The 26,451-nt window shown below is 58.8% G+C and carries 24 protein-coding genes and 1 pseudogene; 7 read left to right on the top strand and 18 right to left on the bottom strand.

Annotated features, from left to right (window positions below):
• Positions 1–108 precede the first annotated feature (108 nt).
• Complete coding sequence (locus NKJ84_RS18160) at positions 109–1,128, top strand: LLM class flavin-dependent oxidoreductase (RefSeq protein WP_352507568.1); 1,020 nt, start codon at positions 109–111, stop codon at positions 1,126–1,128.
• A gap of 52 nt (positions 1,129–1,180) precedes the next feature.
• Here NKJ84_RS18160 and NKJ84_RS18155 read toward each other — a convergent pair whose 3' ends face one another.
• The 3 genes from NKJ84_RS18155 to NKJ84_RS18145 all read right to left on the bottom strand — a co-directional run bounded on the left by NKJ84_RS18155 (position 1,181) and on the right by NKJ84_RS18145 (position 2,789).
• Positions 1,181–1,663 carry an RES family NAD+ phosphorylase gene (locus NKJ84_RS18155; protein WP_352507567.1) on the bottom strand — a complete coding sequence of 161 codons (483 nt, stop codon included), beginning with the start codon at positions 1,661–1,663 and terminating at the stop codon, positions 1,181–1,183.
• On the bottom strand, positions 1,660–2,094 hold the full coding sequence (locus NKJ84_RS18150; protein ID WP_254819913.1) for an Xre family toxin-antitoxin system antitoxin: 435 nt from the start codon (positions 2,092–2,094) through the stop codon (positions 1,660–1,662). Before NKJ84_RS18150 ends, NKJ84_RS18155 begins: the two co-directional genes overlap by 4 nt.
• Before the next feature lie 68 nt (positions 2,095–2,162).
• Positions 2,163–2,789: a CDP-alcohol phosphatidyltransferase family protein gene (locus tag NKJ84_RS18145; RefSeq protein ID WP_352507566.1), complete on the bottom strand. Its 627-nt coding sequence runs from the start codon at positions 2,787–2,789 to the stop codon at positions 2,163–2,165.
• 234 nt (positions 2,790–3,023) lie between these two features.
• On the opposite strand from NKJ84_RS18145, the gene NKJ84_RS18140 reads away from it, so the two are divergent.
• Positions 3,024–3,536: a phosphatidylglycerophosphatase A family protein gene (locus tag NKJ84_RS18140; RefSeq protein ID WP_352507565.1), complete on the top strand. Its 513-nt coding sequence runs from the start codon at positions 3,024–3,026 to the stop codon at positions 3,534–3,536.
• Positions 3,537–3,606: 70 nt separating this feature from the next.
• Here the strand turns inward: NKJ84_RS18140 and NKJ84_RS18135 are convergent.
• The 8 genes and pseudogenes from NKJ84_RS18135 to NKJ84_RS18100 form a co-directional block, all read right to left on the bottom strand.
• Positions 3,607–3,747, bottom strand: a pseudogene (locus NKJ84_RS18135) (aromatic-ring hydroxylase C-terminal domain-containing protein); the annotation flags it as partial.
• A gap of 203 nt (positions 3,748–3,950) precedes the next feature.
• Positions 3,951–4,808 carry a protein-L-isoaspartate O-methyltransferase family protein gene (locus NKJ84_RS18130; protein WP_352507564.1) on the bottom strand — a complete coding sequence of 286 codons (858 nt, stop codon included), beginning with the start codon at positions 4,806–4,808 and terminating at the stop codon, positions 3,951–3,953.
• 167 nt (positions 4,809–4,975) lie between these two features.
• Positions 4,976–6,607, bottom strand: coding sequence for an ABC transporter ATP-binding protein (locus NKJ84_RS18125; RefSeq protein WP_352507563.1), 1,632 nt, complete (start codon positions 6,605–6,607; stop codon positions 4,976–4,978).
• Positions 6,597–7,481 carry an ABC transporter permease gene (locus NKJ84_RS18120; RefSeq protein ID WP_352507562.1) on the bottom strand — a complete coding sequence of 295 codons (885 nt, stop codon included), beginning with the start codon at positions 7,479–7,481 and terminating at the stop codon, positions 6,597–6,599. Before NKJ84_RS18120 ends, NKJ84_RS18125 begins: the two co-directional genes overlap by 11 nt.
• Positions 7,478–8,524 (bottom strand): ABC transporter permease, encoded by a 1,047-nt coding sequence (locus tag NKJ84_RS18115; protein ID WP_352507561.1) that lies wholly within the window; start codon positions 8,522–8,524, stop codon positions 7,478–7,480. The genes NKJ84_RS18120 and NKJ84_RS18115 overlap by 4 nt, the downstream gene beginning before the upstream one ends.
• Before the next feature lie 100 nt (positions 8,525–8,624).
• Positions 8,625–10,232, bottom strand: coding sequence for an ABC transporter substrate-binding protein (locus NKJ84_RS18110; RefSeq protein ID WP_352479459.1), 1,608 nt, complete (start codon positions 10,230–10,232; stop codon positions 8,625–8,627).
• A gap of 112 nt (positions 10,233–10,344) precedes the next feature.
• The gene (locus tag NKJ84_RS18105) at positions 10,345–10,698 is read right to left on the bottom strand and encodes a Rieske (2Fe-2S) protein (protein ID WP_292653661.1); all 354 of its coding nucleotides are present in this window, start codon (positions 10,696–10,698) and stop codon (positions 10,345–10,347) included.
• A gap of 11 nt (positions 10,699–10,709) precedes the next feature.
• A complete protein-coding gene (locus NKJ84_RS18100; RefSeq protein WP_352507560.1) occupies positions 10,710–11,792 on the bottom strand; it encodes an amidohydrolase family protein in 1,083 nt (360 codons plus the stop codon).
• A 133-nt stretch (positions 11,793–11,925) separates the two neighbouring features.
• Between NKJ84_RS18100 and NKJ84_RS18095 the strand changes: the two genes are divergently transcribed.
• Together NKJ84_RS18095 and NKJ84_RS18090 are read left to right on the top strand one after the other, a co-directional pair.
• Positions 11,926–12,783 (top strand): LysR family transcriptional regulator, encoded by an 858-nt coding sequence (locus tag NKJ84_RS18095; RefSeq protein WP_352507559.1) that lies wholly within the window; start codon positions 11,926–11,928, stop codon positions 12,781–12,783.
• A gap of 88 nt (positions 12,784–12,871) precedes the next feature.
• Positions 12,872–13,951: an FAD-binding oxidoreductase gene (locus NKJ84_RS18090; protein WP_352507558.1), complete on the top strand. Its 1,080-nt coding sequence runs from the start codon at positions 12,872–12,874 to the stop codon at positions 13,949–13,951.
• A gap of 707 nt (positions 13,952–14,658) precedes the next feature.
• On the opposite strand, the gene ligD is transcribed toward NKJ84_RS18090, so the two are convergent.
• The gene (gene ligD / locus NKJ84_RS18085) at positions 14,659–17,280 is read right to left on the bottom strand and encodes a non-homologous end-joining DNA ligase (protein WP_352507557.1); all 2,622 of its coding nucleotides are present in this window, start codon (positions 17,278–17,280) and stop codon (positions 14,659–14,661) included.
• A 377-nt stretch (positions 17,281–17,657) separates the two neighbouring features.
• Between ligD and NKJ84_RS18080 the strand changes: the two genes are divergently transcribed.
• Both NKJ84_RS18080 and NKJ84_RS18075 read left to right on the top strand, forming a co-directional pair.
• A complete protein-coding gene (locus tag NKJ84_RS18080; protein WP_352507556.1) occupies positions 17,658–18,314 on the top strand; it encodes a Crp/Fnr family transcriptional regulator in 657 nt (218 codons plus the stop codon).
• 561 nt (positions 18,315–18,875) lie between these two features.
• Positions 18,876–19,634 (top strand): LuxR C-terminal-related transcriptional regulator, encoded by a 759-nt coding sequence (locus NKJ84_RS18075; RefSeq protein ID WP_352507591.1) that lies wholly within the window; start codon positions 18,876–18,878, stop codon positions 19,632–19,634.
• A 139-nt stretch (positions 19,635–19,773) separates the two neighbouring features.
• Here the strand turns inward: NKJ84_RS18075 and NKJ84_RS18070 are convergent, their stop codons facing one another.
• From NKJ84_RS18070 to NKJ84_RS18055, 4 genes are all read right to left on the bottom strand, one after another.
• Positions 19,774–20,040: a hypothetical protein gene (locus NKJ84_RS18070; RefSeq protein ID WP_352507555.1), complete on the bottom strand. Its 267-nt coding sequence runs from the start codon at positions 20,038–20,040 to the stop codon at positions 19,774–19,776.
• 154 nt (positions 20,041–20,194) lie between these two features.
• Positions 20,195–20,848: a PIG-L deacetylase family protein gene (locus NKJ84_RS18065; RefSeq protein ID WP_352507554.1), complete on the bottom strand. Its 654-nt coding sequence runs from the start codon at positions 20,846–20,848 to the stop codon at positions 20,195–20,197.
• Entirely contained in the window at positions 20,845–21,660 is an 816-nt protein-coding gene (locus NKJ84_RS18060; protein ID WP_352507553.1) for a sugar phosphate nucleotidyltransferase, read from the bottom strand. Before NKJ84_RS18060 ends, NKJ84_RS18065 begins: the two co-directional genes overlap by 4 nt.
• Positions 21,657–22,952 carry a methyltransferase domain-containing protein gene (locus tag NKJ84_RS18055; protein WP_352507590.1) on the bottom strand — a complete coding sequence of 432 codons (1,296 nt, stop codon included), beginning with the start codon at positions 22,950–22,952 and terminating at the stop codon, positions 21,657–21,659. Before NKJ84_RS18055 ends, NKJ84_RS18060 begins: the two co-directional genes overlap by 4 nt.
• A 339-nt stretch (positions 22,953–23,291) precedes the next feature.
• On the opposite strand from NKJ84_RS18055, the gene rfbC reads away from it, so the two are divergent.
• Positions 23,292–23,831: a dTDP-4-dehydrorhamnose 3,5-epimerase gene (rfbC, locus tag NKJ84_RS18050; RefSeq protein ID WP_352507552.1), complete on the top strand. Its 540-nt coding sequence runs from the start codon at positions 23,292–23,294 to the stop codon at positions 23,829–23,831.
• A 37-nt stretch (positions 23,832–23,868) separates the two neighbouring features.
• On the opposite strand, the gene NKJ84_RS18045 is transcribed toward rfbC, so the two are convergent.
• Positions 23,869–25,191, bottom strand: a complete 1,323-nt coding sequence (locus NKJ84_RS18045; protein WP_352507551.1) for a DUF4910 domain-containing protein — start codon at positions 25,189–25,191, stop codon at positions 23,869–23,871.
• Between the two features lie 5 nt (positions 25,192–25,196).
• Positions 25,197–26,258 (bottom strand): NAD-dependent epimerase/dehydratase family protein, encoded by a 1,062-nt coding sequence (locus NKJ84_RS18040; protein ID WP_352507549.1) that lies wholly within the window; start codon positions 26,256–26,258, stop codon positions 25,197–25,199.
• Between the last annotated feature and the right edge of the window lie 193 nt (positions 26,259–26,451).

Genomic DNA, 26,451 nt, shown 5'->3' with positions numbered 1-26,451 from the left:
AATCGGCCGGAGCGGCTTTCAAGAGTGCCGTCAGGGCAACATTTTTGAAGTGCTTTGCTCCGCGTCGAAGCATAGTCTGCACTGTCTTCCCTCTAGGCTGGCTATTTCATGAAGAAGATTGGTTTCCTCTCGTTCGGGCACTGGACGCCCTCGCCGCAATCACAGACCCGGACGGCAGCCGACGCGCTTTTGCAGTCCGTCGAGCTGGCCGTCGCGGCCGAGGAGCTGGGTGCAGACGGCGCGTATTTCCGCGTGCATCACTTCGCGCGCCAGCTCGCCTCGCCCTTCCCGCTGCTGGCAGCGGTTGGGGCGAAGACCAGCCGAATCGAGATCGGCACGGCGGTGATCGACATGCGTTACGAGAACCCGCTCTATATGGCGGAGGACGCCGGTGCCGCCGACCTAATCGCCGGAGGGCGTCTGCAACTGGGCATCAGCCGCGGCTCGCCGGAGCAGGTAATCGAGGGATGGCGCTACTTCGGCTACGCCCCGCAAGAGGGCGAGAGCGATGCCGACATGGCCCGCAGACACACCGGAGTGCTGCTCGAAGTGTTGCTGGGCAAAGGCTTTGCGCAGCCCAACCCGCGGCCGATGTTTCCCAACCCGCCTGGCTTGCTTCGCGTCGAGCCGCACTCGGAGGGCCTGCGCGAGCGCATCTGGTGGGGCGCCGCCACAAACGCCACCGCCGAATGGGCGGCGAAACTGGGGATGAACCTGCAGAGCTCCACGCTCAAATTCGACGAGGGCGGAAAGCCGTTTCACATCCAGCAGGCCGAACAGATCCGGGCTTTTCGTGAGGCCTGGAAGGCGGCCGGACACACGCGCGAGCCGCGGGTGTCGGTGAGCCGGAGCATTTTTGCGCTTGTCGACGATCGCGACCGGGCCTATTTCGGCGGCAACCAAAGCGGAGATCATTTCGGTTACATCGAGGCAGACAGGCTTGCCGTCTTCGGCCGCTCCTATGCCGCCGAACCGGACGTCCTGATCGAGCAGCTAAAGGGCGACGAAGCCATCGCCGAGGCCGATACGCTGCTGCTTACCGTCCCCAATCAGCTCGGCGTCGACTACAATGCCCACGTCATCGAGGCGATCCTGACCCATGTCGCTCCGGGCTTGGGCTGGCGCTGACGAGTTTGAGCAATCGACCGCAGGAGGCAGGAACCTCCCCTCCCGGCCCCGCTCAGGAACCGAACAGCCGCCTGTCCCAATACACGGGCTGATGCAGGCTGGCTGTGATCAAGGCAAACTCCGGATGGGCCGGATTGATCAACACGTTGTTGTCGAGGCGAGCCACGACGCTTGGTACGATTACGATCGCGCTGCGGCGCTCGATACACCAAGTCTCACCGAATTCCTTGCTCACCTTTGCCGGCATTACGTCCCAACCCGGCAGCGACGGCTGAGAAAAGGTCTCGTAGCTCAGCCCGCGCGGAACCATGATCTGGACGTAGTGCTGGTTGGGCGGCAGTCTGCCGCTGCCGTGCACTAGCTTTTCCAGCAAGGCAGTCGAATAATGCTCGCTGGCGTAGATCACCGGGCTGCCGGGCGTGTTCCAGCGGCCGGGCGCAATCGTCGAGCCCGTCGCGTCAAAGATCGGATAAGTGCCGGCAGGATCGCCGATCCTGAAGCACAGCAGCGTCCGATCGAGTATCTGCGCCGTCAAGCGGCGGTGCCGTACTTCAGGCCTGCAAGGATATCGATCACCAGCTCGGCGCCGATCTCGTTTTGGATGACCATTTCGATCGGGCGCCGGTCTTCCAGCATGGGATGAGGCCGAAATAGAAAGTCACGAGCCTCATCTTCGACCTTCCAGACGTCGAGGGCCAAGTCCCATACACGAGCAACTCGTGCCACCCGCATGCCCTCTTCCGAAGACAGTCGAAGAGCACCCCTCTTGCGACGTTCATAGGTTGCCTTTGGAACGAGGCGATATTTGAACTGGGCATCGGCCGGTGCCAGCAATTGTGAGACGCGTTCGAGCGCGCCGATGGGCAATCCGTCTTCAATTCGAGCCATCAGCCCGAATGGCGACCGTGCAGCCGTTTCCTTGGGCGGCAAGCCCAGCACGTCGGCGACATTTCCGAACGCCAGCATCATCACTGCCTCCTCATGTGAAGCATGATATACCTTCATGTGAGACTACGCGCAAGTGGGCTGCAGTCTCACGGCTGCTTTCCGTCGGCTCGTTTCAGCATCGTGAATGCGCGACTGATCCGTTGCAGCGCTGTGGCGTTGGCCAGCACTGCGTAAAGCGCGAACCCACCCGCCAGAATCCACGGCGATGCCGCGCCCAGGGCGGCCGCGACTCCGTCGGCGGCGAGCAGCACGCAAATGAAAACCAGACGTTCCATCCGCTCGAAGAAATCCGGCCAACCATGGTTTTCCACAGGGATTTCCAGCGCCGTCCGCGCCTTGGCGTAACTTGTGAGTATCCCGCCGGCGAACGCGACCATTGCGATCGCCCACAGATCGGCGACCCAGCCGATAGCCGCAAAGACGGCCAATTCCTGATAGCGGTCGACGACAGCGTCGAAATAGCCACCGGCCTTGGTGATCATATTTGTTCGGCGGGCGACAGCACCGTCCAGCGCATCGAAGGTGAAGGCAAACGCCAGGCAAAGGCCAAAGGCAAGGCTTGAATGGTGATAGACGTAGGCCGCCGACGACAAAGCGACTAGCACGAGCCCACTGGCCGTAACCTGGTTCGGCGTCATGCCGATCCCGATCAGCGGAGAAGCGGCCTGCTCCCATAGCGGGTCGATGCGACTTTTCATGAGACCGGCGATCATGGCGGCTCCTCTGATGATGTCGTTTCACCGAGCTTTACCAGCAATTTGCGGGTTTGTTCCACCGTCGCTACCGTTCCAATTGGTCAAAGCGGGCCGAGACCGGGCTCAGCAACATTCCCAACTCGCCGCAACAGCGATTTCTTTCGGCGAATGCGGCCGGCGGATTAAGGCGCTCGCCAAGCCGACGGCGCAAATCGACCGGCGGTCTGGCGGCCGCGCCCGAACGATGTGACTATGACTGCTTGCCATCCGTCGGAAGCCGGCCGAAACTCGATGCATAGATTTTCACCCAAGTTTGCTTACCTGCTCGCGACCTCTCTTGGCGCGGGATTATCTCCAATATGGCCGGGCACGGCCGGCGCAATGGTTGGAGTGGCTGTTGCCGCAGCTCTGATACCGGCATCGCCTTGGCTGACTGTGCTTGCCTATGCGGCCCTGTTCGCCGTCGGCGTATGGGCGTCGTCGCATGTCATCTCCCGAACCGGGACGGAGGACCCGCAGATCGTCGTCATCGATGAGACCTTCGGCGCCGCCGCGACACTTTCCATGCTTCCGATCGACCCACTCTGGTGGGCAGCAGGCTTCCTTGCTTTCCGGTTTTTCGACGTCGTCAAGCCTTGGCCCATCCGTATCATGCACGACAAGGTAAGGGGTGGGGCCGGCATTATGCTGGACGATGCCGCCGCGGCTGTCGTCGCTGGGGCGTTGCTGCTCCTGCTGAACGGTTTGATTGACCATTTGCGGTAATGGCGACATTCGGTCTGCCAAGGCCACGGTGGCCCATCGGCGCGGCGGAACGCAGGAGGTATCCGCGCGCTCACCGATGGTGTTCGTGTGCCTGCGTGCGGAAACCAAACCCGTCAAGTGTTTCGATCAGCACCTGTACGGGATCAGGCACGCCGTGCGATGACCGCCACGCGACAAAGCCGTCCGGCCTGACCAAGACAGCACCGCCGCTTTCAACCCCGCGTGGGTCTGGTCAGTCGTCGGACAAGAGAAAGCCTGTGCTGCAGCCGGCCAGGACCGCGCCTGCAATCCGCACGCGCGGATCGGGGAAACTCAGGACGCAATGATGTTTCGGACCGCTCCCGATGGTATAGATCGTTCGTGGAATGCCGTGCCGCACGCTACTACGGTGACACGCAAGTTCGACATCGATCTCTAGGCTTTCGAAATCCAGTATGTGTCGGTCACCAACCAAGCGTTCTCGCTGCCATTTTTTGGTCGCCCTCGGTGATATTGCGCGAGACGGGTAACCTTGCCTCGCGCAGCCTTGAGGGCGGCCATCAAGGCCTTTTCTTCGTCACTGCGCCTGGCTCCGCTGCAGGGGTAAAACCCGCATGGCACAAGTGATCGTACGGGAAAGGTATCGCCAGCCCTTTCCAGAAGCATCATGAAGCCTCGTTGGTCTTCGCCCGTGAACGGCAGCGCCATCCGGCCAGCGTCGGACAAATTTGAAAGCCACCGTTCCGGCACGTGCGTCACTCCGGCAAAGGCGACAACGACATCGAGGTCCGGCAGATCAACTGCCTGCGTTGCATCACCGGATACCACTTCGACATGGGCATAATGAGCAAGATTGCTTTGCGCGCGCCGGGCGAGTTCTTCGTCGATCTCATAGGCAATCACGCGTCCTTCAGAACCCGTCAGTTCAGCGAGGATGGCGGTGAAATAGCCGACACCGGCGCCTACCTGAAGGACGGTCTGGCCGGGAGCGATGTTCACATGGTCGAAAACCAAGGCCCAAAGCGACGGCAAACCGCTGTTTAATCCGCGCTTTTCGTCAAGTGAGACCAGAACGTCGTGGTAAATCTCATGAAGTGCGGCTGAAGGGCTGGTATGGACCGCCCCGATCTGCAATCTCGAATGGATACGCCATGGTCCGTTGCCAAGGTAGTGTTCGCGCGGAACCTTTGCGAAGGCCTCGATGACCGCAGGGTTGTGCAAGACCGGTGACGAGACACGCAGGTCTTCGGCAAACCACCGGCGCGCTTCACTAGCATCGCTTCTTGTTGGCATGGACTATTGGCTCCCGAATTGCGCGTGTTCAATCATCATTTCAGAAGCCGAACGGCGGCAAAGGCTCGCTATCCTCGTATGGACGGTGCGATCGACCGCTGCTTCGCCCAGCGCCCACCGCGAAGCCTATAAGTCCTGGCGATATGGAAGAACACTTTGCCCGACGATCACATCCTCCGGCTGGCGAGCAGCCTTGTGAGCCAGTCCGGATCCATTTCCGGCACGGAGGACAAAAGCCGTTCGGTATAGGGTGCATGCGGCGGCGTGAGAATTTCGCTCTTTAATCCCTGCTCAACGACTTTACCCTGGTGCATGACCACAATTTCGTCGGCGATGGCTCGCACGGTGGCAATGTCATGGGTGATGAAAATGTAGCTCATGCCGAGGTCGCGCTGAAGCCGCATTAACAGCTTCAGAATTTCCTCTTGCACAATCTGGTCGAGCGCGGACGTGATTTCGTCGCAGATAATGAGTTCCGGGTCGGCGGCCAAGGCCCGAGCGATGCAAACGCGCTGCTTCTGACCCCCCGATAGTTCGGCCGGCAGACGGTCAAGGTAAGTTTCGCTCATCTCGACCATGTGCATGAGTTCGTCGATCCGCCGGTCCCTCTGCGCACCCTGGAGGCCAAGGTAGAACTCAAGCGGCCGAGCTATGACTTCTTCGACCGTCTGGCGCGGATTAAGTGCGTTGTCGGGCATTTGATAAATCATCTGTATGCGGCGCAGGATCTCTTTTGGGCGCGTCTTCAGGGTCTTGGAAAGGGTCTGGCCGGCAAAGGAAATCGACCCCGAAAGCGGTGGCAGCAGGCCGGTAACGACGCGGGCGAGCGTCGATTTCCCGGAACCGGATTCGCCGACCACGGCCACTGTTCTTCCACGTGGAACTTTGATGGAGACATCCTGAAGCACCTTGACCGCTCGGCCGTAGGCCGCCGTGACGTTGTCTATCGTAAGCAGATAGTCATCGGCCGGAACTTCGGGCTTTGCGAGCTTGCGCACGGCCCAGAGCGTTCTGGTATACTCCTGGCTGGGCGAGGCGAGCATCTGGCGCGTTTCTGCCTCCTCCACGGTAAGTCCATGGCGCAAAACCATGATGCGGTCCGCCATTTGCGCCACCACCGCCAGGTCATGCGTCACATAGATTGCAGCGGTGTTGAATTCCTCCACGATATTGCGAATGGAGGCGAGAACTTCGACCTGTGTCGTCACATCGAGCGCTGTCGTTGGTTCGTCGAAGACGATGAGGTCCGGATGGCAAGCCATTGCCATCGCGGTCATTGCCCGTTGCAACTGTCCGCCGGAAACCTGATGAGGATAGCGAAAGCCGATGGTCTCCGGATCTGGAAGCTGAAGACGGCGATAGAGATCGACCGCACTCCGGTTCGCTTTTTCTCGGCTGGCAATCCCATGAGCCACCACAGTTTCGACAGTCTGATCGAGGAGTCGGTGGGCTGGATTGAAAGAGGCCGCGGCGCTTTGCGCGACATAGGCGATGCGCGAGCCTCGGAGGCGGCGACGTCCTGTTTCGCTGATTGCCAGAAGATCGATACCGTCGAACAGGATCGAGCCCTTTGTGATCCGGCAGCCCGGCTTGGCGTAGCCCATCGCGGCGAGGCCGATGGTGGATTTTCCGGCACCTGACTCGCCGATCAGGCCAAGAACCTCCCCCCGCTTCAGCGCCAAATCGACCCCGCGGACAATGGGGTGCCACCGCTCATCCGAGAAACCCTCCACATGCAAATTGCGGATCTGAAGCAGATCCTTGCCTTTTTCGCGCAATCCGGGGGCGCTATTTTTCATCCCGCAACCCACTTGTTGCGTGGAGGAACCAGTCGACGACGAAATTCACGGAGACAGTGAGGAGGGCAATCGCGCCGGCCGGCAGCAGCGGCGTGACATCGCCGTAGGTGATCAGGGTCGCATTCTCGCGCACCATCGATCCCCAATCGGCGGTCGGTGGCTGAATACCGACGCCCAGGAAGGACAGTGCCGCGATCGTGAGGAACACGAAGCAAAATCGCAAGCCGAATTCCGCGACCAGCGGGGGCATCACGTTGGGAAGGATTTCCTTGGCGATGATCCATTTCGGGCCTTCGCCGCGCAATCGCGCCACTTCGACGTATTCCATTACTGCCACGTTAAGCCCGACAGCGCGTGCGAGCCGAAAGACACGGGTAGAATCGAGCAGCGCAATGATGATTATCAGGCTGGTGATCGACGAGCCGAAGATCGAAAGCAGCACCAGGGCGAAGATCAGGCTTGGGATCGACATCAACACGTCCACCGCACGCGACAGTATCTGGTCGAGCCATCCTCTGTACAATGCGGCTAGAAGGCCTAGCGAGACGCCGACTGCGAAGGACAACAGTGTCGTCGCGACGGCGATACCGATGGTGTTGCGCGCACCATAAATCAAGCGTGTGAGCATATCGCGGCCGAGCTGGTCGGTTCCCAATTTGAACTGCTGGCTCCACGGCGCGAAGGCTTCGCTGAAGACCTGCGTTTCGCCATATGGGGCGATCCAGTGCGCGAAGATCGCAACGATGACATAGCCGATGATCACGAGGATGCCGAACCAGGCACTGAAGGGTGCCTTCTTCAGCGCCGTTTTGGCCCGGGTGACGCGCGAGCGCCTCAGCCTGTGAACCTGAGCGATGGGTTCGTAGCTGGTCATCGTGGATGCAGGAGCCTGGGATTGGTGGCGATGGAAATGATGTCGGCTGTTAGATTGAGGAGGATATAGGTCGCCGCGAAAATCAGGGCGCAGGCCTGGACGACCGGAACATCCCTGGATTTGACCGCATCAACCATCAGCTGACCAATGCCGGGATAGACGAACACCACTTCGACCACGACCACTCCGACGACGAGATAAGCCAGATTGAACGCCACCACAGTGACGATCGGAGCCCATGCGTTGGGCAACGCATGCCTGAGTACGATTGTCATGGGCGACATTCCCTTGAGACGCGCCATGTCGATATAGGGGCTTGCCAGCATGTTGATGATCGCCGCTCGTGTCATGCGCATCATATGGGCGACGATGACGAGCGTAAGCGTGATTGCCGGCAAGGCTACTCTCCAAACATGCTCCCAGAACGGCGTCTGGTCGTTCACATTCGACAATGTCGGGAACTTGGGAACTGCATTGAGTATCCAGTTCAATGAGACCGCAAGCCAGTGTGGCAGTGATTGTGCGAACTCGGATCCGATGAACGTGTCGCGCGAGATGACGAGATAGGCAAGCATATAGGCGACGAAAAACTCCGGGAACGAAATCGTTGTCAGCGTCACTGCGTTCACCAGCCGGTCGAACCAGCCATTGCGGTAGAGCGCAGCGAGGATGCCCAGTCCCAGGGCTAGCGGAACTGCAATCAGCGCGGTCATCGATGCAAGGAACATCGTATTGTAGAGGCGTGGCGCGATGATCTCGGCGACGGTACGCCGGTACCCGGTGCGACTGGCGAATGAAGAGCCGAAATCACCGTGGAGCATTTGCCCGACCCAGACGAAGTAGCGCTCGACAGGCGGACGGTCGATGCCGATTTCTCGCTGGAAGGCGGCGACCGTTTCGGGTGTCGCGGATTGCCCGAGCATCGCCTTGGCGAAATCGCCCGGCAGCATTGCAATCGCAGAGAAGATAATGATGGACACGATGAACAGCGTGACCAGGCCGAGGCCAAGGCGTTGCAGGACCGTTCTTGCGACGGGGTTCATTTGCACGCGTTTCCCGTTGCCGTCGCTGCCCTGCCACACCAGGCAGGGCCCGCGGCTGCAAGCCGGAGCCCAGTAGCCATCGCGGGTCCGGCCCGCACTCTCACGCAGTGGCGATCCACCAGCGTTCGGCCATCTTCAATCCATCATTCTCCCAGTTCGGCGCCACTTCGCCATGTGCGAGCTTGTTGGATTTGGCGCTGACGAAATTGTTGAAGACCAGCACGATGCTGCCGCCATCATCATGGGTCAGTTGCTGCATCTCGGCATACATTGCCGCCCGCTTGGCCTCGTCCGTTTCGGCGCGCGCCTGGACAAGCAATTCGTTGAAGCGGGGATTCTTCCAGAACGACTCGTTCCAGCTGGAGTCTGCGGCAAAGGCTTGCGTGAACATCCAGTCGGCTGTCGCGCGACCGCTCCAATACGAAGCGCACCAAGGTTTCTTGAGCCAGACATTGTCCCAGTAGGCGTCCTCGGCCTCACGCACGACGTTTACGTCGATGCCGCACTGGGCTGCCGTCTCGCGGATGAGCGCAGCCGCATCCACCGCGCCTGCAAAAGCGGCATCGGCGACCGAGAGGTCCACCTTCAGTTTTTCCATTCCTGCCTTTTTCAGGTAATGCTTGGCTTTTTCCGGATCGAAACTGTGCTGCGGCTGCGGATTGGTGGCGAATTTGATCGCCGGCGCGATCGGGTTGTCGTTGGCCACGGTGGCGTGACCGAGAAAGATTTTGTCGACGATCTCCTGACGGTTGATCGCCCATTTCAAAGCCATTCGGACGTCCGGATTGTCGAACGGCGCCATCGTGACATTCATCGGTAAGGTATAGTGGCCATAGCCGGTGACCTCGACGATCTCCACCTTGGGGTTGCGTTTCAGCATGCCGAGTGTCTTGAGGTCGGCACGGCCAATATAGTCCACCTCCCCTGTCGATAGCGCGGCCATGCGGGCGGCGAGATCGGTGATGGCGATGAACTCCACCTCATCGAGGTAGGGTTTGCCGTTCTTGAAATAGTTCGGATTGCGCTTGAGTTTGGCCGAAACGCCGGGCTGGAAATTCTCGAGCACGAAAGCTCCGGTGCGAACGCCCGATCCCCAATCCGCCTTGCCGTCCTTGGACGGCATGATGACCAGATGGTAGTCACTCATGATGTAGGGGAAATCGGCGTTGCCGCTCTTCAACGTGAAGACAACCGTCTCCGGGCCATCCGCCTTGATGCTCGCCACAGGCTCAAGCAGTGGCTTCGCCGCCGACTTGGTTTCGTCGCCCATATGATAGCGCAGCGAAGCCACGACGTCGTCCGCCGTGACATTCTTGCCATTGTGGAAGGTTGCGCCCTTGCGTAGCTTGAAGACCCAGGTTTTGGCCCCGTCCGACGATTCAAAGCTCTCGGCAAGGTCCGGTTGGACGTTGCCTTTCGCGTCGACCTCGGTGAGGCTGTTGGACATCGAGCCCGAGAACGCGGTCTGTGTGAACGTATCCAGGTAGCCGGCTGGATCGATCGAATCTGTCGTTGCGCCATGTGCCATGCCCAGCTTGGCGAAGCCGCCCTGAAGCGGTTCGGCCCGCGCCGTGCTGACGAAGAGCTTGTCCGCAGCGGTGAGCGTCAGCCCAGCGGCCAGCCCAAGATGAATGAAGTCGCGACGGGAAATCTTGCCGCGACCAATCAGGCTTTGAGCGATACCAAGCTTATATTCAGATTCTGACATTTGACTCTCCCATTGCGGATTTTCCGCGTTATTGTTCGTCACGCACCTGTGTAGAAATCTGCTTGTTAGCTGCGATCACCCTTTCTTCTGACTGCTCAAATCCGCACCTCAATCAGGCCGTCACATAGATGCTTCCCGCCTCGACAGTGACTGGAAACGTGCGCGCGCGAACGGACGGATCGACTAGGGCCGCGCCTGATTTGATGTCGAATTCCCAGCCATGCCAGGCGCAGCGCACGATCTCGTTTTCGCGGTGATAGATGAATTGCGCCTCTTCGACCGGTGCAGTTGTTCCGCATTGCGGCCCCTCGCAAAGCGGAGCTCCACGGTGCGGACAAACATTCAGCAGCGCGTGGAATGAATCTCCGATGCGAAAAACGCCGACCGAAAGGCTGCGGATCTTGGCGATGAAGGGAGATCCGGTTTCGATCTCGTCGACTCTGCAGATGTATGTCTTCTCAGGCATCGTGTGCTTCCTCAGGCGGCATTCGCCGCTTGCGCGCGGGGGATGCGCTTGTAGACCTCCAGCGCGTTCAGCCCCATGATCTTGTTCTTCCAGGCAGGAGGGATTTGTAGCGTGTTGGCATCGTCGTAGTCCCAATGCGGATAATCAGAGGCAAACATCAGCGTGTTTTCACCGTCCATCGCCTCGAGAGTGGACCAGAGATGCTGAATATTTGCGGGCTGCTCCAGCGGCTGTGTGGAAAAGCGGATGTTGCGCCGGCAATATTCGGAAGGCAGCATCTTCAGCCATGGCGTCTCTTTGCGTAGGGCTTTGTAATCTGCGTCCAGGCGCCACAATACCGACGGCACCCAGGCCACGCCGCATTCGATGATGACGAAGTAGAGGTCCGGCCATTTTTCGAAGACGCCATGCGCAATCATGCTTGCGACGTGCGAAATTGCCGACATGTGCAGGATAGCATGGGTCTCCCAGAAGAATGTCGTCGGCGCAGGAGCAATCGCAGTCGAATTCACGCCGCCATGGCCGCCCAGATGTATGGCAAAGGGCAGCCCCACCTCGGCGCATGCTTCATAGATCGGATGGTAAAACGGATCGCCATAGGGCTTGACGGAGCCTTGCGAGGCAAGAACCTGAACCATGCGCGGATGATTGCCCAGGCGGCGTATCTCGGCGGCCGCGAGCTTCGGATCCTGTGGCGCGATGACGATCGAGCCCATGAAGCGGTCGTCCTTCGGCAGCCATTGGTCGATCTGGTAGTCATTATAGGCGCTGACGAGGGCGCTGGCATAATAGGGATTGGCGAGAGTGGAAGCCTCGATCGGCTCATCGCCAGTCAGGATCGCCACATCGACCTTGTACTTGTCGAGGTGCTTCTCCTTCATGATGAGATAGTTGTCGGCTTCCGTCTTCGGACGGACGTCCTTGCGGGAGAAGTCCTGCGGATGAAACCAGGGACGATGGCCATGCGGGAAGGCGCCAACGGGACCTGTCTTCTCGCCTTCAACGAACATGTCCTTCCATAGGCCGGAAAGGTAAGGCTCCAACACGGTCGCGCTTGACCAGTAATTGTGACAATCGCAGTCGACTATGAACACGTTGCTCAGCTCCGTAGCTTCAGCCTGGTCGATCTGCCGGCCGATTTCACCGAGTGCAGCTTCGGCCTTGAGTATTGTTTGATCAAGCTTATGATCCTGCGCAATATGATCGACTTTTTCGATCGGAGGTCGCGTGCAGCTAGATCACATCGAAACCTTTCTCGACATCATCGAGTCGCGAAACTTCAACCGCACCGCTGATCGGTTGGGATTGACCCAGTCGACGATCAGCACCCGCATCAAGAATCTGGAGAGTGCGATCGGGTCGGAGCTCTTTCAGCGCGGGCGCGCCGGTGCTGAGCCGACAGCCGCAGGGCGGCGGTTCGAGGTCTACGCCAGGTCCTTGCTGTCGACCTGGTCGCAAGCTCGACACGACGTACGAGCGTTCAACCGTTTCGAGGGCACCTTGCGCATCGCCGCACAGGTGGGCATGACCCGCTCGGTCCTGCCCGGATGGGTCGAGACATTGTGCCAGGCGCTTCCAAAATCCTCGATCCATGTCGAGTCGGATTATTCGAACCAGATGGTCAGCGACCTAAGCATGGGAAATCTGGATATCGCCGTCCTTTATGCGCCTCGCTACCTGCCTGAGATCGCCTACGAACATTTGATGGTGGAGGAATATGTGATGGTTTCGACGGCTGCCAGAACGCTGTCCGACGTCGACCCTGAAACCTACATTCGCCCGGGCTACACCGCCGTGCTGGAAAAGACGCACGCAGAACTGCTGGCCCAACTGGCGATCTGCCGGCTTTCGACGGGATCGGAAACTCTCGCGGAGATCATGCTGCGGCGAACGGGCGGCACCTGCTACATGCGCAGCGATGATGCGCACAGGTTCACAGCTGAACTCCCATCGTTCCTCGTCGAGGGAGCGCCGACGCTGCACCAGCCAGTCCATACCGCGATACTCGCGCGCCGCAAACACGAACCCATTATTCGCAAAGGCATCCGAGCTCTCCAGGTGGCGGTCATGTCACTGGAAGTTTAATCGAAATTGCCGATCATAAAGGTAGGATTGCGCGGCTGTTAAGCGGGTTTTGAAATGGCATCTTGGCTCGACTTCAAACCCGAGTTGAATGATGAATGCACACGCGGCCTTTGGGCCCTCCGGCTTCGTCCCGACGAAGCGTCATCGGCAGTGGGCCCAGAGCACGCCGCAACTTGTGCTCTGCCGGCGCGTGATCGACGAAACGCACGATGTGAAAACATTCGTTCTCACACCCGCTTCAGATCGGATGTTCTGCTTCAGCGCTGGCCAGTATGTTTTGGTGCACCTTACGATCGACGGTGCCGCAGTGACGCGCTCCTACTCCGTTTCGTCACCGCCGACGCGACCGCTCGACCTTCAGATCACCGTGAAACGGACGCCGGGCGGGCTCGTTTCGAATTGGCTGCATGACAATTTGAAGCCGGGCGATGGGATCGAGATCGAAGGGCCGCTCGGCTCGTTCAATCTCGACGATCTGCCGCACGGAAAGTCCCTTTTCCTTTCGGGTGGCAGCGGGATAACGCCCGTCATGTCTATGCTGCGGGCACTTACCGACCGCGCAGCCGACCAGGATATCCGCTTCATTCATAGTGCGAGAACGCCGGACGACATCATCTTTCGGCTAGAACTGGACGCACTTGCCGCTCGCTTTCCCAATGTTCAAGTGACTTGCATTTGCAGTCGGGAAGACCCAGCCTGGACGGGTCCAACTGGACGCATTAACAGTCAGATGCTTCTCAATCTGGTTCCCGATCTCCACAGCCGCACCGTCTTTGCCTGTGGGCCGGAATCCTACATGAAGGCGGCACGCGGCTGCCTGGATGGGATCGGCCTCGCCCCTTCACAGTATCATGAGGAGAGCTTCGGAGGCGGCAACAATTCGCGTTCGGTACTGGCTTCAGAGATTTCGTCTTCGGTCCGCTTCGCCCGCTCCGGCATTGCGCATCACTGCGCGCCTGGAGAGACCTTGCTCGAAGCGGCGCGCCAATGTGGCGTCTACGTCCCGACCGCCTGCCAGCAGGGAGTTTGCGGTACGTGCCGGATCGCCAAGCTGTCCGGCGAAGTCGTCATGGATGACCTAGGCGGGCTGACCTTGGAGGACAAATCGGCAGGCTACGTCCTGGCGTGCTGCAGCTGCCCACAAGGCGACGTTTGGCTTGATCTCTAATTGTCGCATCCGCATCGCGGGACGAAATCGGGGCAGGCTTTGCGTTCCACGAGCAGGCCATACTACTGCAACCGCAAGTGATTAGCGTTTCGGAACCTTTTTCCGCCTACCACTTTGACCAGCGAGATCGTCTCGTGCACGATCGCTAGGGAACGAATGCCCAATTGGCTGCCTTTGCAACCACGACAAAGGCAAGTGGTGGTCAGCCCAGCCGGCTTCGCAGCTACTCGGATGCGGTGGCGAACTCGGTGACTTACAGCATCAAACGATGTCTGCCCGACTCGTAAAGTTGTCCGAGCCGAAAGGTGACGTCCCGCCAAACTAATAGGAAGCCGATCTGACAACAGAAGGCAAGAGCTCCTGGATCATCCCTTGCCGGCGCGGTCCGCCTGCGGCCACCCGATGCTTCGCAATTGAATAGTCGCTTCCCTCAACTCGCAGGGGACTCCCGGCGTCGGATTGAGGCAGGCCTAAGTGTTGGTAGCGGCCTTAGTATAGAGGCAATGACTACGCTCTCAAGTTGGAGCGCCCAAACAGAGCCACGGAAAAGCCGTTCATCAGAACCCGGATCGCATGAGATCCGGAGCGTCCACTCTCCGCCACCGCAATCGAAATCCGCTGTTTGTGAATATCCAAACCAACAAATCAGGTATCTTCCATGAGGCACGTCTCCTATGCATGAGCCCTGTGCCGGCCAGCCGGCTTAACTACTTGCCTTTTTTAAGGGTTCGGCGCCTCGATGTTCCGGCGTAGGCGGGGCGCTCGGCTCCCAGGTCTTTTGCTGACTTGTCGTCGCGCAAACCTTTGAACGCAGCCTGCCTAACATTGCCACCGCGTGTCCAGCCCGCCATTTCGATTTCTGCTACAAGTTCCGGTCTGGTCCAAAATACGGCCGGATCTTCTTTTGGGGCTCCATTGCCGGTGAAGGGCGACGTCTTATCCTTGGCAGCCTTTAGACGTGGGAGAAGCTGCTTGACCTTCGTCTTACTGTAGCCCGTTCCTACCCGGCCAATGTAGGCGAAATGGTCACCGCGATTGACGCCAACCAACAACGACCGAAACTTGCCGTTGGTGGATGACCACCCCCCGATAATCACTTCATGGCCAGACCGACATTTTGATTTCGCCCAGCCATCGCTTCTGCCCGACACGTACACCGCATCGATCTTCTTCGAGATGATGCCCGCAACTCGCAGGGCCGCATGACCGCTATTTGCGAAGTGTTCCACATAACGGACGAGCTGACTGCCCTCCCCATGATGAACATTGCTTAGCATCTGTTTCAGGCGCTCCTTCCGGGCGGAGAGCGGCATTTGCCGCAACTCGCCAGCGTCATCGAACAACATGTCAAAGGCAAAGAAGACAAGGTCATTGGTTCTCCTCAGCGACAAAGCGGCCTGTAGGGCGGAAAAATCCGGCGCTCCGTTTTCGCCATGCGCCACGATCTCGCCATCGATGATGACATCGGGAAGGCTTGACGCCTCTTTTGCAATTGCCGCAAACTTATAGGTCCAATCCAGGCCTTTGCGCGTCTTCAGCGTGACGGCGCCGGCTTGAACACGCAGCTGGATTCGATAGCCGTCGAGCTTAATCTCGTGGACCCAATCGCGCCCACCAGGGGGTCGGGACAGGGTCTCGCACATTTGAGGGGCGATGAACTCCGGCATTCTTGCCTCGGCAGTGCGCGAGGCAGCTTTCCGGTGGGGCTGGGACGGCTTTGCTTTTTTGGTAGCACGCTTGTCCCTGGGGGCGCCCGGGTTACTGTCCCACACGACGCCGCCACTGCCTGCTGCGAAGCCGCTCATCGCAAAAGGTTTTGTGCCTGCACGCTTTCCGGCGCCGATCGTCGCCACAGTTCGGCCGGAGGCCTCCGCCAAGACCGCTTCGCCATCACCGTCGCGAGCTTGTTGATCGCTATGCTTGATCAGTAGCCAGTTTGATCGTTTTGCTGCCATGGTGCGCCGAGCATGCGTCCTCGTGGCGGCAACGACGGCAAATGCGGTGAAGAAGAGAATGCCTGGATCGGCGCCGCCACCTGACACTGAGCCGGCAACTATGCTGGCGAGGGAAGCGTTTCTGACGCTCGTCACGACTGCATCGGTCTCCGGGTCCACCCATTTGCGTACCCGGCCCATTCCGCGGACGACGACACCGAGCATGATGGTCATCAGGAGCGATCCGAAGACGCCAAGCTGGGACAGAACTGCGATCGGCCAGCTCGATGCCCTCGAACTGCCGAAACCGACGCCAAGGCCACTGGTGTCCAGGAAGGATTGCAGGCTCTTGATGTTCCAGTAGGTGCGCTCCTCGCCGGAGGCAGAATCCGCCTTGTTGATAATGGTGGCGTTTATTAGCTTGACGAACGGTTCTAGGAGCTCGGCATTGTAGAGGCTGATGCCTATTATGGCCACCACGCCTGTGGCCATTAGCGCGGTTATCAGTATCTCCTCGCGCTGAACCTTCCCCCTGAGGACCGAAAGCAACGTCGAGAAGGCGACCGGAATGCACAGGAGAATCAGACCAGCGTAGGCGGTCGATGATGTCGACAGAATGGTCAGGAAGAGCAGGACGCCTGCCAGCCACTGGGCAAGGCGTGATTTAGTCTTTCTCCAGTACGTGTAGCAGAATGCCAAGCAGGCGAGGGAAACGCCAGCGAAGGAAGAGGCCTCCGAAAAAGGTCCCGTGATCCGAACGAATCCTGCCTCGACCGCCTCCGTTATAAGGGCGTAGTTCGCGGTTCTGATCGGGGAGAGCAAATCTCCCGCCCCAGCGTTCTTGCCAATGAAATCGACCAGCCCCATGCCTGTGTGCAGACCGCACCACAGAAAGAAGCCGCGGCGGACCTGATCGATCCTGTTGGAGTGCAGCAGCAGCGCACAAAGCGCGATGGCGGTGAGCCCGCCAAGAATGAAGTAGCCCGTCTGGGAAACGTTGCCCGAAACCGGCGCGAGAGAAGCTTCGACGACGGCGCCGCGGGTTTTCGACTGTACGAAGACGGCGGTCTGTCCTGCGAAGAATCTTGGAAACAGCCATGCTCCGATGATTGCGTACGCTATGAGGCTCGTGAGAACCCAAACAGGGCGGATGCTTCCGAATACGCTGCCAAGGTCGAACCAGATGCGACGCCTTGCAGTAACCGCCATGACGAGCAGGGCCGCAAACATGGTGTAGATCAGTGGAGATGATCCACCTAAAAAGGTCAGGGTCATGAGGGCCGTCGCGCCGAACGCCTGGGAAGCTATCAGGCCTATGATCAGCATTCCCCTGGAATAGTAGGCAACGACCAAAATAGCCGCGCACACCAGCAAGCCCGGTAAAGAGACCTGCATTGTTGATCGGCCCTCCCGCTTGGTTTGGCCCTGGTGTGCGCACGCAGGACGCTGTCCGACGGCTCATCTTTCGGCAGGTGGGTATTCCGGGCAAGAGAGCCAAAGGGCGTAGCCTAAGATCCCGCAACTGCAGGACGCGGCAGGCACTCCTCCTTACGGTGGATACTCGGAGGCTTAACCGCCCTTGCAACAGTTTACCTCATTCAAACAGACGAGGACAGTGGGCCAGCCTGCCCCTAGGGTAAGAGGTCGTTCTGTCGAAATTATCCGGGAGATAATGGAGATTACATGGAAGGTGATGGGAAATAGAAGCAACCTCGTGATACTCCATGCAAACATTATTGCAGTTCATAAGCTCTCATCCCATAGGGGGGACATTGTCAAAGAACGAGTGGGGGAACGACGATTTTCTCGGTGTTACCGCAAAAATCTACAAACCCCATTCGGTGATATGCCGCCAGGATGACGACAACAGCGAGATATTCATCGTAAAATCGGGTTGGGCCATCCTTTACCAGGGATTACTGGACGGAGAACGGCAGATCATCGACACTCCTCTTAGGGGGGACATTGTCGGTTTCCGTGGTGCGGACGGACCCCGTCTAGCGTCACTGGCGGCCATAACCGAACTAGCCGTTTATGAAATTTCCAGTAAGGAACTGGTAGAGGCGATCTTGTCGGACGGCCGCCTCGGCAAGAAGATCGCCTACTCCCTGGCCCGCCTGAACGCCATCCTTGCCGAACATCTTATGAATACCGGGCGGCGGAACGCGATGAGGCGCACGGCCCATTTCCTGCTCGAGTTGGAGGAGAGGCTCTCCATGGTTGGGCTGTCGGCCCATGGAAGATATGATTGTCCCCTTACCCAAAATGAACTGGCCGACATTCTTGGAATGACCACCGTTCACGTCAACCGAACATTAAGGGAACTTCGCAAGGCCGATCTCGTCTCTTTCAAGTCAGGCCATGTAGAGGTGATCAACCGCAAGAAGCTGGTTGAAACAGCCGGATTCGATAAAGAGTATCTCAGGTAACGGGTATCTCTGTTCGAGCGGCAGCGCATCGGCCATCAGTAAATTTTCCGCTGGGAGACACGACGTTTGCGGACAACTGGTCGTGCGCCGCATACCTGGCAGGGAGCGTATGTCTCGACGGCGGCAGCCGCGACGGCAACACGGTCTGTCGCGAGGACCGGCGCGCTGCCGAAATATCTGCAAGTGCCCACATAGTACGGGTAGACCAAGCGTTCTCGAGCTAAAGCGTTGGGCCGCTTGGCCATCGCCAGCAGGCAGTCGAACGTCGATCGCTAGTGCCTGCGGCGGTCCATGCCTGCGTCTTCAGCCAGATTGCAGTCCAGCTCGGCATGGGATTGTCTGAAAATTATGAAAAGACAACCTATGTTAGAGACTGCTTAATAATAAACCTTACACTTCCCAAGCTGGTCTCGCTGAGGGCGGAGAACTGCAAAAGGGTTTAGTGGGGTAATCGAGCCTCGACCTTTCACAAGGCGTGGTATCAAACCTTCAATGCTAGGGAATGAGGATACTATATCGGCCGCCGCAAGGCGGCTTGTTCGGGAAAGAGTGGGTATTGATATGGATTCCACAGCAGAACTGCATAACTACACTTCGGCCAATCGGTCAGGAGTTCCTTCCGACGGAACGGAAAGCGTCCGCGGGCAAGCAGGCAGGGAATGTCTCCTCATCCTGGACGGAAGAGCCTTAGACCGCGAGTGTCTCGCATCGGCTCTCGTGGACCACGATCTCGGCATGCAGGTCGTCGCCATGGGTTCGATCGGCGAATGGCGCGTGAAGAAGGGTTCGGCCCTTCCCCTTGCAGCCATACTCTTCAACCTTGGCGGCCGGAAGGTCACCGATCATGGCATCGCAGACGAGATCAGTCATATTTCGTCCGAGTTCAAATCAGTTCCTGTGGTCATCCTGGCCGACACCGAAGAGCTTGCACAGATACTGACCGCTCTCGAATGCGGCGCACGCGGCTACATTCCGACCTCAGTCGGTATCGACGTCTGTGTCGAGGCTATCAACCTTGCGGCAGCGGGCGGCATCTTCGTGCCAGCGAGCAGTGTCCTTTCCATGCGGCACCTGATAGATTCGGGCAGTCGCGACACGCAGCCTTTGACAGGCATGTTCACGCTCAGGCAGGCCGAGGTTGCCCAGGCGCTTCGGCGCGGCAAGGCGAACAAGATCATCGCCTACGAACTGAATCTGCGCGAAAGCACCGTGAAGGTCCACATCCGAAATATCATGAAGAAGCTGAAGGCGACCAACCGCACGGAAGTCGCCTACAAGGTCAACGATCTCCTCGCGGAAGGAACTCTGGCTCAAGAGTGACCCAGGCATAATGCTGCCTGCCTTGGGTCCCGGAAGTCGAAGGGCCTCCGTCATGGGTCTTCGGCACGATCGTCAGTTTGCCCAGTTGAGCGTAAGTCGGGTTAATTGCTGCCGCGGAATCGGCCGCTCAATCTGCAGTCTAAGCAGGCTCGGGATAGGTGTGTCTGCCAACCCATCGTATGGCCTCCTCGATCGTGTCGAAATTCTTGTGCTGCCCGCTCAGCAGCCCGAACCCCGTCTCGAGAAACCATTTGCCTTTCGTGGAGTAGACTTCCTCGTCGATCTGGGTAAGGACCGCCACCAGTTGGTCGCGTTTCCACACCAGAACTCCGGCTTCTCCGCCCTCGACCGTTCCGATCCGGACTTCGCTGAACGACAATCCAGAAGCTATTTTTGCTTTGCCCATTTTGATGTGAACCCCTCAAATTCAAAATGGTAGTAAAAATTCGTTATATTTAATGTATGTATTCTTTTTCTTCAACTCAGGCGGTGAATACAAGCTGTTTCACTCGATCAATTCGTTGATCCACCCTTATTCACAGGAGAATATGGGCCAACTGCTAAAGAATTTTGATCTTCCGGAGCGTGAAGGCCTCGGCGAAATGCTCTGGTGCTCGGCATTCCATTCCGCGCAACCTCGCAAGCCCGGCGAATGTCTCGCGGTCGAACCAGTCCTTGGAGCGCTGCGTCCCGAAATGTTCGTAGAGGAGCTCGATCTTGCGCTTCAGCACGTCGGCCGTGAGCGGCACGTAGGCATTGGGCTGGCAAAGGTCGCCATCCCATTTCGGGATCTCGTACTCGAGCACTAGATGATCGCGGAAGACGTTCCAGGTCAGTTGGTTAACCTCCCGGTGGTCCTGATGGGCGTCGAACCTAGCGTGGGTTAACACCACGTCGGGATCAACCCGTGATCTTACATCCGTCAGCCACTGCTTGATCGATCGGCTATGGGCAGGGAAGTAGCTGTCTTCGAAATCCGCAACGTCGACCGTGGACGAGCTCGATCCTTCGAGGAACGCTTCGGCCGAAGCCCTGGCTTCCGCGACCCGTCGACCGCCTGCGCTCAGCACGCACCAGCGGACGTCTAGTTTGACGCCCGACGCGATCAGGCCGAGTATCGTGCCTCCCGCACCGATTTCGATGTCGTCGGAATGGGCACCAAGGCAGAGGATCGAGAGTTCCTCCCCGCGACGTGCGAGGCCAAGCCCCCTCATGATACGGCCAGCAGCACATTGCGCCTGTTTTTCTCGGCGGTGACCTTCATATTCCAGGGCATGTCGCCCTTTTCGACCATGTCTTCAAGTGATTGCCAATCGCGCAGCGTGTCCATCGAACGCCAGAACCCTTCGTGCTTGTACGCCATCAGCTTGTTGTCAGCGATGAGTCGTCCGAAGGGTTCGAGAACGAGTTCCTCGCCGTCGCGTATGTAGTCGAAGATTTCGGGGCGGAATACGAAGTAGCCGCCATTGATCCAGATCTCCGACGTTTCCGTCGTGCGGAACTCGCGCACGCGGCCGTCTTCCGCGATGTCGGCCAAGTGGTATGTCAGCGGCGCGTGCACGGCAAGGAAGCAGCCGATCTTGCCGCTGGCCTCGAACTTCGCGATCATATCGTCGAGGTCGACATCGGTCAGGCCGTCGGAGTAGTTGGCCAGGAACATCCTCTCGTTCCTGACGTGATCCCGCGCGGCCCAGAGGCGCTCTCCGATGTTGCGCCAGATGCCCGTGTCGAGCAGGGTAATGCTCCAGTCCTTGACGATGTCGCCAAGCAGCTTCACGTCTTGGCCACCATGGGTGACCACGCAATCGGAAAAGGTCTGTGGCCGGGTGTTCAGAAAGAAATCCTTAATGACGGTTGCCTTGTAGCCCAGGCACAAGACGAATTCGTCGTGTCCGTAATCGCTGTACCACTGCATGACGTGGCGCAGGATCGGCTGCTGGCCGAGCGGAATCATCGGCTTCGGTATGCTTTCGGAATAGTCCCGGATCCGGGTCCCGCGGCCTCCGCAGAAAAGGATGACTTTCATCTTGGTAACTCCGATGAATCGATCACTGTCACGAAAGGAATTGGCACCACGAATTTCGCGCCCCAAGCGGCGACATGGTGCATCTGCTGGACGATCTCGTCCTTCAGGTTCCACGGAAGGATTAGGATGTAATCTGGCTTGGCCTGGTCGATCGCGTCGATGGGCTTGATTGGGATGTGCATGCCCGGCGTGAAGCGGCCGTGCTTATATGGATTGCGGTCCACCGTGAAATCGAGGAAGTCGGTGCCGATAGCGCAGTAGTTGAGCAGCGTGTTGCCCTTGCCAGGCGCGCCGTACCCGCAGATCCTCTTGCCTTCGTTTTTAGCCGAAATCAGGAACGCTAGGAGATCTCGCTTCGCGCGCTGCGCCTTGTAGCCGAAGGAGGTGTAGGTCGTCATTACAGTCAGCCCGTGCCTCTTTTCACGGTCGAGGAGTTCGCCGACATTGTGATCCACGGCCCAGCTGCTGCCCTCGTTGGCGAGATAAACACGCAGCGAGCCGCCATGGGTGGGCAGTTCCTCGACATCAATGAGCCGCAACCGGTGGCGGGCCGCCATCAGATCGATCGTCAGCAGCGAGAAATATGAAAAATGCTCGTGGTAGATGGTATCGAACTGGTTCTCGGCCATCAGCCGCTCGATGTGCGGGAACTCGAGAGTGATTACGCCCTCTGGTTTGAGAAGGATTTTCATTCCCGCGACGAAGTCGTTGAGGTTCGGCACCTGCGCCAGGACGTTGTTGCCAATGATGAGATCGGCGTGAAGCCCTTCGGCCGCCATTTCATTTGCCAGCCGCGCTCCAAAAAAGTCGACTCGGGTAGGCACGCCCTTCTCGACCGCAGCGCGCGCAACGTTGGCCGCCGGCTCGACGCCAAGCACGGGAACGCCGAGCGGCAGGAAGTGCTGCAGCAGGTAACCGTCGTTGCTTGCCAGTTCCACCGCAAAGCTGTGAGTTCCAAGCCCAAGCCGCTTCGTGATCGCCTCGCAATAGGCTTTCGAGTGGGCTACCCAACTTGTCGAGAAAGAAGAGAAGTAGGCATATTCGCTGAAGATGGTCTCGGGGCTCATGTACTCCTTGAGTTGCACCAGGTAGCAGCTGTCGCAGACCAGTACTTTGAGCGGGTAATAGAGTTCCATCTGGTCGAGCTGGTCCGGCCGCAGGAAGCCCTCGCAAGGAGGCGACATGCCTAGATCAACTAGTGTGTGGCACAGGCGCGATCCGCAAAGTCTGCAGCTGGCAGTCCGGCGTGCCCCGTTATGGTCGCGAACGATTTCGACAGCCTGAATGTTCATTCCGTGCTCCTGTCCCGCCGGTTTGAAAAGACGGAGACGCATTGGCCTGACCAAGAACCTTTGCCGCCGCACTCCGCAGGAGGTGCTTCTTTTATGGCAGCGGCAGCTTAGGACGGTGCGCGCGCGGGTTCGATTTGCCAATCCGTTGGGTTGCCTTAATCCTAATAGGCAAACCGTAGGGGCAGTGAAGCCGCCAAGACCCTCGATCGGGTAAGCGACCGGCCCGGCATACCGCTATCGGAGAAGCCACCTAAGACTTAGGTAGCTCTTCCAGCCCGAGCGGGCGATGCCAACAATTGGACTGCCGGCCCTTACCCGGCAACTGGGGCTAAGGTTGACATGCAGTTTACCGAAACGGAGCTGAAGGGTGTCTGGCTGATCGAGCCGACGCCGGTGATTGACGACCGCGGTTCCTTCACCCGCCTGTTCTGCGAAAAAGAAATGGCTGATTGCGGGCTGGTGACGCGCTTTGTCCAGCACAGCCGCGCTCATTCGGTCGAAAAGGGAACCCTCCGGGGGCTGCATTATCAAGAGGATCCGTATGCCGAGGTAAAGCTTGTCTCCTGTGTCCGCGGCGCGATTTTTGATGTCGTCGTGGACTTGCGCCTGAACTCGCCGACGCGGCACAGCTGGCTGAGCTTCGAGTTGACGCCCGAAAACATGAAACAGGTCTACATCCCTGCCGGGTTCGCCCACGGGCTCCAGACCCTGACGAAGGACGCCGAGGTCTCGTATCTCATATCGCAGTTCTATACACCCCACGCATCGAAAGGCGTCCGCTACAGCGACCCCGCCATTTCGATAAACTGGCCTTTGATGCCGACCGCGATGTCGGAGAAGGACAGGACGTGGCCGCTGGTCAAGAAGCCGGTCCCCTAATGAACCGAAAGACTGGAAGCGAAAGGTTCAACAGCGCTCATGCGGGCCCCTCGGCCAGGAGACCGTGATCTGACAGTAATCTCGCGGCGGCGGCCAATTCCCTGAATGGCAGACCCGAGCACTCCGCCATCGAAAGAAGCGAATGCTGTCCGTCGGCGAGATTGAGCACCCAAAGCAGGGACATCGAGGTTGCTCCCGAAGACTTCTGCCCTCCCAGGGCTGCGTAGAGGCCGCGTCTGCCGAGCTGTGGTTCGCCCTTGGGAAAAAGGTTCGAAGGCGTCCAGTCCCCTTCGACGATGTCGATCACATCCGTCAGAATCCGGAAGGAGTCTTCCAGGTGCTCCGGGCCGATGAAGTCGAGATTGTCGGCCGACGTGTGGTATTCGGGGAAGGTGCCGTGGACGCTTCGCTGAAACATGCCGACTGGAAGATTGAAGCCCGGCGAACAATATTGCCTCTCGTCATAGCCGTAAGGGGAGAAATCCATCAACTTTGCCCCTGCTTCCTGCCCGAGCACATGGGCCATGGCACGGTCGATGAAGGCGTCGCCTTGACGACTGCGCTTGTATGCCGGGCTAGCGGCATCGCCAACGCATGACAGCACCAAACCGTGGTCGATCAGATGTGTCCGGTCCTCGTTGAGCGACAGCCATGCAATGGAGCCGATCGTACCCGGAGCGAACAGGAAGCGGTAGCTGTATCTTGTTTTCCTTGCCTTCAGGCTTCTAGCAAGGGTTGCCAGCAGGGCCAGGCCTGAACAGTTGTCGTTGGCCAGTGACGGGTGGCAGATGTGTGCCGAAAGAAAGAATTCCCGCTCCGTCTGCCCGCAGTGCAGGTATTCGCCGTAAGTGAGACTGCCGTCCTTGAGTTCAGCATCGATCTCCACCCGATAGAGGCCGTCGGGCATCTTGGCGACACATTCGTAGGCCACGCAGAAGCCCCATGCCGGGGCGTAATAGCAGGTGCGGTATGGGATCACCTCTGGCTGTTCAGGCAGCGTATGGATGTGCGGCCGCAGTTCGTCGAGCGGCAGGACTCCCTTGAAGGGTACGCTGTAGTTGACGACGTGCAAGTTGGAGTCGGCGAAATCCACGACCGTTTTCCCGTCCGGGCCTGTGATGCTCGCCGAGCGGATGTTCCACTCCCTCGGAACAGTCCAGTCGAGCACCTGCGTCCCGGTGGGCACTTCGTGCCTTTCCAAATCAACGTGTCCCGATAGGATATCCAGCGTTTGTCGCACCCCATCTCCGGTGATGCTCCTGCAGATCGGAAAGAGACGTTCGACCAAGGCATAGATTTCCTGGCCAACGCCGAAAGAAGACGGCGGCGGCCCGAGTCCGTAGGGGTTCAGGTGTTCCATTCCCATTACTCGGCTGCGACATCCAGCGTTGTCGAACGTTCAGCGACCCGCATGCGCCCGACTAAAAGTCCGTTGGCCAAAAGGTACCGGATATGGCCGATGCGCTGGAAGCGGGGCCCCTCGAATTCCTCGAGAGTAACATTCGACTTGCGGTAAGCTTGGTAAAGCTGCTCGGCACCCTTACGCGCATCCCATTGCGGTTTGAAGGCAGGCAGGGTACGCGCAATTTTGTCGAAGCTGACGCGATAGGATCGTTTGTCGGGTCCAGCATCGGACGCGAATTCGAGTCGGCAGCCCGGCACGACCTCGGCGACGATCTTGGCTATATCGCGGATCCTGTAATTGTGATCCGTCCGACCCACATTGAAGGCTTCGTTGTGAATGATCTCGCGCGGTGCTTCCAGTCCGGCAATAAACGCCCTGGAAATGTCCTCGATGTGGACGATCGGCCGCCACGGTGTCCCGTCGGATTTCAGGAGGATCACCCCTCTGGTAACGGCCCAGGCGACAAGATTGTTCAGCACAATGTCGAAGCGGAGCCGGGGCGACAGCCCGTAGGCCGTGGCGGGCCGGAAATAGGTCGGAGAGAAGCTGCTGTCGGCCAGTTCGGAAATATCCCGTTCGGAAAGCACCTTGGACCAGCCGTAGGGCGTAACCGGCTTGAGCTCGCCCGTTTCGTCGACCATTCCGTCGCCCGCCTGTCCGTAATTGCTGCACGATGACGCGAAGAGGAAGCGCGACACGCCCGCCTCCTTGGCCGCCTTCGCGAAGCGGACGCTACCCTTGTGATTGATCTCGTAGGTGATGTCTGGATCGAAGTCGGACAGCGGGTCGTTGGAAAGAGCCGCCAGGTGAATGACGGCGTCGAATCCTTCGAGGTCGCGCGCTTGCACGTCCCTGACGTCCTTTTGGATGGACGGGACGGAAGCCTGCTCTCCTCCCCAAGCAAAGGTGCAGCGCCGGTACAGGTCGCTATCGTAGCCTGTTACCGAATGCCCAGCACGGAGCAGCATCGTCACCATCACCGAGCCGATATAGCCTTGATGACCGGTTACTATGACTTTCATCGCACACCTCTTCTCGGGCGGATATGATCACGCAGAGGCTACGTGGGCTGAGAGGAGTGGGGGAGAACGCCAATGGGCGATCAGGATGCCCCGTTGGACGAAGCCTTACCGTCGGCTACCTCTTTCGGGCGGTGAGCCCCTAGTCCTTTCGACGGCTTTTCCGTCAAAGGATGGTCGAGAGCAGGAATTCGTG

It is taken from the genome of Mesorhizobium sp. M0048 (assembly GCF_040323405.1).
Taxonomy (GTDB): Bacteria; Pseudomonadota; Alphaproteobacteria; order Rhizobiales; family Rhizobiaceae; genus Mesorhizobium.
This window is presented reverse-complemented; position numbering and strand designations above follow the sequence as displayed.